Below are 7248 nucleotides of genomic sequence, written 5' to 3'. Positions count from 1 at the left end.
TCCGGCATCATCATCAAACGCCCACACTTATCGACTGTTAATTTTTAAAGAATTCTGCGTTACTTGCTGAAGCGTTTTGTTCAGCAGCAGAGAGGCGATATTATGAGGCTTGTCGATACTTCCGTCAACCCTCTTTTCTCTTCTCATCCAGCGCTGCGTGTGTTCAGCAGCGCGGGGACAGAACTATAGCAAAGCCTGCCCCGCCTTGCAACAGTGTTTTTGGAATATACTTTCCGCAGCAGGTGTTGCAGCCATATTCGACAGGAGTCAGGATGGTCCCACATGAACTGCCGGCCGGAAGTCCGCCCACCATACTGGTGGTGGATGACTCGCCTTCATTCCTGACCGCCCTGCTCGATCACCTGTCTTCCCGGGGCTTCCTGGTGCTGATTGCCCGCCATGCGGAAGAAGGCCTGATGCGCGCGGAGTTCGGCCTGCCCGACTTGGTGCTGATGGACGTGGTGCTGCCGGGCATGGACGGCTTCGAAGCCTGCCGCCGCCTGAAGGCCAGCGAGGCCACCCGCGATATCCCCGTCATCTTCATGACCAGCCTGGCCGACGCGCGCCAGAAGGTCAGCGGCTTCGAAGCCGGCGGCGTCGATTACATCACCAAGCCCTTCCAGATCGAGGAAGTGCTGGCCCGCATCAACACCCATTTGGAATTGCGCAAGGCCAACCGGGACCTGCAGCAAATGTTCGAACAGTTAAACCGCGCGAAAGAGGAACTGGTGCATAGCGAAAAGCTGGCGGCGCTGGGCGCGCTGGTTGCCGGCATCTCGCACGAGCTGAACACGCCCATCGGCAACAGCCTGATGATCGCCAGCGCTTTCGAGGACCAGACCAGCGAGATCCGCGCCATGTTCAGCCGGGGCGAGCCGATGAAACGCTCGGTGTTCGACAGCTATCTGTCGAACGCGAATACGGCGGTGGAGGTGCTGGTGCGCAATCTGCACCGCGCGGCCGACATGGTGTCGAACTTCAAGCAAGTGGCGGTGGACCAGACCAGTGCCCAGCGCCGCACCTTCCTGCTGGCGGACGTAGTGTCCGGCAATGTGCTGACCTTGTTGCCCACCATACGCCGCACGCCTTACACGGTGACGCAGGACATTCCGCCGGCGCTGATGATGGACAGCTATCCCGGTCCGCTGGGCCAGGTCATCACCAACCTGCTGACCAACGCCATTACGCACGGACTGGACGGGCGCGATTACGGCACTATCGCGATCAGCTCCAGCGGAGAAGAACAGGGCAGCGTGGTGCTGACCATTTCCGACGACGGCAAGGGCATCAGCGCGGACAACCTGCTGCACATCTACGAACCTTTTTTCACCACCAAGCTTGGAGTGGGCGGCTCGGGGCTGGGGCTGCACATCGTGCACAATATCGTCGGCGATATCCTGGGCGGGCGCATCGATGTGCGCAGCACGCCCGGCGCCGGCACCACCTTCACTTTGACCTTGCCGATCACGGCGCCGATGCGTGCGTAGGACACGCCCGCCTATCCCACCCTACGCGGTTTGCGCCAGCTCTTTTAACCGCCTGCGGTTGTTCTTGATCCAGCCAGCCAGCGCGCTGCCGGGCATGGGCGCGGCCACCAGCGCGCCTTGCGCCAGTTCGCAGCCCAGGCTGCGCAGCAAGGCCAAATCCTCCACCAGCTCGACGCCTTCGGCGACGGCCGCCATGCCCATCTGGTGCGCGGCGGCCAGCGATTGCTGCAGCAGCGCCTGGCGCGGCGGATGCTGTGACGCTTCGTGCACGATGACGGGGTCGATGCGCAGCTCGGTCAGCGGGCAGCGCGCCAGGTGCTGCTGCGTGGTGTGGCCGGCGCGGTAGCCTCCCAGCGCCAGGCCGAAGCCCCGCACGCCCAGGTGCGCCAGGTTGGCAATGGTGAGCGGCGCACCGCCCGCCAGCACCGGCTCCTGGCATTCCCAGGTCACGGTGCGCGGTTCCAGGCCCAGTTCGCGCACCAGGGCACTGAGCCGGTCAATCTGGCTGCGGTCGGCCAGGGTCTCCACCGGCAGCTTGATCGACAGGCCCAGCGAGATCAGGCCGATGTCATGCCAGGCACGCAGCTGGCGCAGCGCCTGCGCCGCGATGTCCGCCGTCAGCGGCGCGATCCAGTCCGTGCCAGGCAAGGCGGGAAGAAAGCGCTCCGCGCGTATCAGGCCGCGCTCCGGGTGCATCCAGCACGGCTGCACGTCCAGGCTGCGCAACATGCCGCTGGCGATCTCGATGCGCGGCTCGTAGTAGGGCAGGAAGCGGCCGTCCGCCAGCGCCGCTTCCACTTCGGCCGGTGCCGGCAAGCCGGTGGCAGTAGCCTGGCGCAGCCCGCCGGCGTCGGCCCGCGCCAGGATCTCGCCAAGCCTGTCGAAATGCAGCGGCTTGAGCGCGGTCCCCAGCAGCACCAGGCGCGCCGCGCGCTGCGCCATACTGGCCTGTGCTTCCTGCAGCCGTTCTTCGCGCGCGCTGGCCACCACCAGGCTGGCAGCGAGCTCCAGCTCGCACAGATGGCGCATCAACTCGATACCGTCCATGCCGGGCATGTCCATATCGGTCAGCACCAGTTCCACCGGCACGCCGCGCGCATTGAGCTTGCGCAGCGCATCGATGCCGTCGCAAGCCAGCAGCACGTCGCCGAAGCCGGCCTGGCGCAGCAGCCCGGCCATGTGGTCGCGCTGGACAGGGCTGTCCTCCACCACCATCGCCGTGCAGCCGCTCCAGTCAGCCATGGACTGCCTCAGGCCAGGAAGGAATTCATCTGCTGCACGATCTCGCGGCCGATCTGGTCCAGCGTCACGGTGCGCTCCACGCCGCCGCGCTTGACTGCTTCCTTCGGCATGCCGTACACCACGCAGCTGGCTTCATCCTGCGCCACCGTGTAGGCGCCGGCGTTGCGCATCTCCAGCAGGCCGGCCGCGCCGTCATCGCCCATGCCGGTCATGATCACGCCCAGCGCGTTCGAGCCGGCGCACTTCGCCACGGAGCGGAACAGCACATCGACCGAAGGCCGGTGCCGGTTCACCAGCGGGCCGTCCATCACTTCCACAAAATACTGGGCACCGTTGCGGCGCAACAGCATGTGCTTGCCGCCCGGCGCGATCAGCGCGCGGCCGGGCGTGACGCGGTCCCCGGTCTGCGCTTCCTTGACGGTGATCTCGCACACGGAATTCAGGCGCTCGGCAAAGGCAGCCGTGAACTTCTCCGGCATGTGCTGCACGATGACGATGCCGGGCGACACGCGCGGCAGCGACGTGAGCACCACTTCCAGCGCCTGCGTGCCGCCGGTGGAGGTGCCGATGGCCACCACGCGCTCGGTGGTCTGCGTCATGGCGCGGCCGTCGGCGGCAGGCAGGATGGCGTCGGCGGTGAGCTTGGCCACCGGCTGCAAGGGCGCGGCGCGTCCGGCCAGGCGGCGCACATTGGCCACGGCGGCGGCACGCACCGCGCCCACCAGTTCGTCCGAGCTGTCGTTCAGGAACTGCTTCAGTTCCAGCTTGGGCTTGGTGATGATGGAGACCGCGCCGGCGGCCATGGCCTCCATGGTGGTCTTGGCCGCCTTGGCCGTCAGCGTGGAGCAGATCACCACCGGCGTGGGGCGCTCGGCCATGATCTTGCGCAGGAAGGTGATGCCGTCCATGCGCGGCATTTCCACGTCCAGCACGATCACGTCCGGCCACACCGTCTTCATGCGCTCCATGGCCAGGATGGGATCGGCCACCGCATGCAGCACCTGGATGTCCGGCGCCTTGTTCAGCAGCGCGGTGACGACCTGGCGTACCACGGCCGAATCGTCCACCACCATCACATTGATTTTCTTCATAAGCGCTCCTTCAACGACTTGACCCCGGGTGTGCCAGGCGGCCCCTGGCGCACCCACACGTCGCCGGTCCTGACGTTGAAAATAATATGGCGGTGACCGACGCCGAACAGGCTTTCGGACACCACCGGTATCTTGTGCTGCTCAAGCAGGCGTTCGGCTGTCTCGCCGTTGCGCCGTCCTATCCCCATGCTGTCGCCGCGTTCTATGCCGGGGAACATCATGCCGCCGCCAAACACCTTGGCCTGGCATTCGGCCGGATTGATGCCGGCCTGTTCCAGGTCCGCCAGCATCAGCTCCAGCGCGCCTTCGCAATAGCGCCCATTCAGCTGGCCGACATTCTTGGCGTCCTTGTCGCCCATGGTCAGCAGGAAGTGCGACATGGCGCCCACCCGCGCCAGTGGATGCCAAAGCGTAATCGATACGCAGGAACCGAGCAAGGTTCGTATCCTGTGCCGTGCGTCGCCGACAAAATGTTGGCCGGGCAGCAAGAAGACGTCAATGACGGCCATGGCGGCCTCATACCTTGCGATAAACCGACGGCGCCAGCACCTGCAGCGGACCGCCCATGTCGTGCAGGCTCTCGGAGTGGCCAATCAGCAGGTGGCCGCCAGGCCGCAACGCGCCCAGCAAACGCCCCACCACCTCGTGCTTGGTCGAGGGACTGAAGTAGATCAGCACGTTGCGCAGGAAGATCACGTCGAACTGGCCGAACTTGGGCGGCGTGGGCGAGTTCAGGTTCACCTGGTGAAATTGCACCCGCTGGCGCAGGCTCTTTTCCACCAGCAGCGTGCCGTCCTGCTCGGCCACGCCGCGCAAGCAGTAGCGCTTCAGGTAGGCGGGAGGAATGTGGCTGGTGCGCTCGCGCACGTAATGGCCGGTGCGCGCCGCCGCCAGCACGCGGGTGCTGATGTCGGACGCGTACAGCTCCCATTCCTGGCCGCCCAGCACGTCGTCCAGCACCATGGCGATGCTGTACGGCTCCTCGCCAGTGGAGCAGGCCGCGCTCCACACCCGGAACGGGCGCCGCTGCGACAGCGCTTCGGCAGCCAGCTTGCGCAACAGGTCGAAGTGCTTGGACTCGCGGAAAAAATAGGTTTCGTTAGTGGTCAGCAGATCGACAGCGGTCTGGGTTTCGGCCGGGGACTGGCCGCTGGCGATCATGTTGAAATACGCGCCGTAGCTGGTGAGCTTGTGGTGCGCGAGGCGCTTGGCCAGTCGGCCGCTGACCAGCGCCTTTTTTCCTGGCGCCAGCGTGATTCCGGCCACTTCGTAGATGAAGCGCTGGAACTGGGTAAATTCCCGATCGGAGATGGGTTCGGCAGTCATCGGATCAGGAACCTCAGAAACGCGTGAATTGCGATTCGTCCGGCTCCGTCTCGGCGCCCATCACTTTGCGCGGCGCGGGCCGCACGGCGGCGGCCCGGACCGGCGCCTGGCGCACGCCGGCGCGGCCGCGCGCAGCCCGCGCCGGCGCCGCCACCGCGCCCACATTGAAGAAGGCCATGGTGTGCTGCAGCTCCTCGGCCTGGCTGCTCATTTCCTCGGCGGTCGATGCCAGTTCCTCGGAACCGGCCGCGTTCTGCTGCGTGGTCTGGCTCAACTGGCCCATCGCCATATTGATCTGGCTGACGCCGGTGGCCTGCTCTTCGGAGGCGGCGGTAATTTCCTGCACCAGGTCGGATGTCTTTTTAATATTGGGCACCATGGAGTCGAGCAAGGTGCCAGCCTTCTCGGCCAGGTTCACGCTGCTGCCGGCCACGTTGCCGATTTCCTGGGCCGCCACCTGCGCGCGCTCGGCCAGCTTGCGCACCTCGGCCGCCACCACCGCGAAGCCCTTGCCATGCTCGCCGGCGCGCGCCGCCTCGATGGCGGCGTTCAGGGCCAGCAGGTTGGTCTGGTAGGCGATATCGTCGATGATGACGATCTTGGTGGCGATCTGTTTCATGGCCGCTACGGTTTCCTTCACCGCCGATCCACCCTCGGTGGCCTCCGTCGCCGCTTTGCTGGCCATGGCGTCGGTGACCTTGGCGTTCTCGGTGTTCTGGCTGATGGAGGCCGTCATCTGCTCCATCGAAGCGCTGCTTTCTTCCACACTGGCGGCCTGCTCGCTGGCCGCCTGCGACAGCGACTGCGCCGTGGCGCTGACCTGCTCGGAAGCAGCGGCCAGCGCCGCCGCGCTGTCGTTCACTTCGGACACCACCTGCGACAGCTTGGCCACCGCAGAATTGGCGAAGCCCATCATCTCGCCAAACGCGCCTTCGTATTTCTTGTCGATGGTGCGAGTCAGGTCGCCGCCGGCGATGGCTTCCATCATGCCTACCATGTCGTCGATGCCGCCCTGGGTGGTGGTCACAAGCTGGTTCAGGCCTTCGCCCATCTCCTTCTGGAAGCCTTGCAGGCCCTGCAGGTCGACGCGGCTGCTGAAGTCGCCCTTGTTGGCGGCCTGCACCGCCGCGCGCTGGCCGTCGATCACCTGTTTCAGCTTGGCCACCATATTGCCCATGGCGCGCAGCAGCTGCCCGGTTTCGTCTTTGGCTCCGGACTGCAGCGACACCGCCAGGTCGCCTTCGGCCAGGCGGTTGGCTGCCTGCACCGCGTTATCCAGGGGCAGCGTGATGCTGCGCGTGATGAAGACGGCGGCCAGTATCGACAGGATCACCAGCAGCACCAGCGCGGAGACGATGAGCTGGCGCGCACGGGCGCTGACTGCGGTCATCTTTTCGTCGGAAGCCTTGGTGGTCTGGGCCGTGATCTTGCGCAGCTGCTCCAGCGCATCGGCCAGCGGCTTGTCGGCGCCGCTGACGGACTTGTCGAGTGTTTCGGCATCTTTGACGCCACTTGCGCGAAGTTCAACGATCTTGCCGAGAGCGGTGCGGTACAGGATGGTGTCCTGGTGGACCTTGGCGAGGATGCGTTCTTCCTCGGAAGTCATGCGGCCGGTGGCCTTGTAGTCGTCGTCGATGCTATCGATGATGTCCAGCTGGGCGATCAGGCGCTTGTCGTAGTCTTCGCCGCGCAGCACGTAATTCTTGAACATCTGGACCGCGCTGCCCAGCGCCACCGAACCCTTGGTGGTGGCATTGGACTTGGCAATGGCATCTTCCTTGACGGTCTGCCACTGGCTGTTCATGGCGGAGATCTCGCTGTAAGCCATCAGGCCGAACAGCAGCGACAGCAAGGTCAGCAAACCGAATGCAAAACCAAGACGCTTCCCGATCGAGAATTTCCCCAGCATGGCCACCCTCCAGTCTAGTGATGTCTTCACATGCTAGGCTGAGCCCTACCTGCAAGCAATAGAAACCGGGAAAAAAGCAGCCTCCAAGCCACAAACGCAAAAAAGCCCCACCAGATCACTGGCGGGGCTTTTTCATATAACTAGCCTGACGATAACCTACTTTCACACTGGTTGCAGCACTATCATCGGCGCA

Annotated in this window: 6 protein-coding genes; 1 reads left to right on the top strand and 5 read right to left on the bottom strand. The window is 64.7% G+C overall.

Going from position 1 to position 7248, the window contains the following annotated elements; genetic code table 11:
* Positions 1 to 272 precede the first annotated feature (272 nt).
* Entirely contained in the window at positions 273 to 1487 is a 1215-nt protein-coding gene (locus ASD15_RS17245; protein WP_057156234.1) for a sensor histidine kinase, read from the top strand.
* Positions 1488 to 1508: 21 nt separating this feature from the next.
* Here ASD15_RS17245 and ASD15_RS17240 read toward each other — a convergent pair whose 3' ends face one another.
* The 5 genes from ASD15_RS17240 to ASD15_RS17220 are packed head-to-tail and all read right to left on the bottom strand — an operon-like array spanning position 1509 to position 7055.
* Complete coding sequence (locus tag ASD15_RS17240) at positions 1509 to 2729, bottom strand: EAL domain-containing protein (RefSeq protein ID WP_057156233.1); 1221 nt, start codon at positions 2727 to 2729, stop codon at positions 1509 to 1511.
* A gap of 8 nt (positions 2730 to 2737) precedes the next feature.
* Positions 2738 to 3820 (bottom strand): chemotaxis response regulator protein-glutamate methylesterase, encoded by a 1083-nt coding sequence (locus ASD15_RS17235; RefSeq protein ID WP_057156232.1) that lies wholly within the window; start codon positions 3818 to 3820, stop codon positions 2738 to 2740.
* On the bottom strand, positions 3817 to 4329 hold the full coding sequence (locus tag ASD15_RS17230) for a chemotaxis protein CheD (RefSeq protein WP_200953983.1): 513 nt from the start codon (positions 4327 to 4329) through the stop codon (positions 3817 to 3819). Before ASD15_RS17230 ends, ASD15_RS17235 begins: the two co-directional genes overlap by 4 nt.
* 7 nt (positions 4330 to 4336) lie before the next feature.
* Entirely contained in the window at positions 4337 to 5146 is an 810-nt protein-coding gene (locus ASD15_RS17225; protein ID WP_057156231.1) for a protein-glutamate O-methyltransferase CheR, read from the bottom strand.
* 13 nt (positions 5147 to 5159) lie between these two features.
* Entirely contained in the window at positions 5160 to 7055 is a 1896-nt protein-coding gene (locus tag ASD15_RS17220) for a methyl-accepting chemotaxis protein (RefSeq protein ID WP_082551899.1), read from the bottom strand.
* Positions 7056 to 7248: the final 193 nt, after the last annotated feature.

This window comes from Massilia sp. Root351, from assembly GCF_001425045.1.
GTDB lineage: Bacteria > Pseudomonadota > Gammaproteobacteria > Burkholderiales > Burkholderiaceae_D > Rugamonas.
The sequence above is the reverse complement of the archived record's forward strand: the minus strand, read 5'-3'. Positions and strand labels throughout refer to the sequence as shown.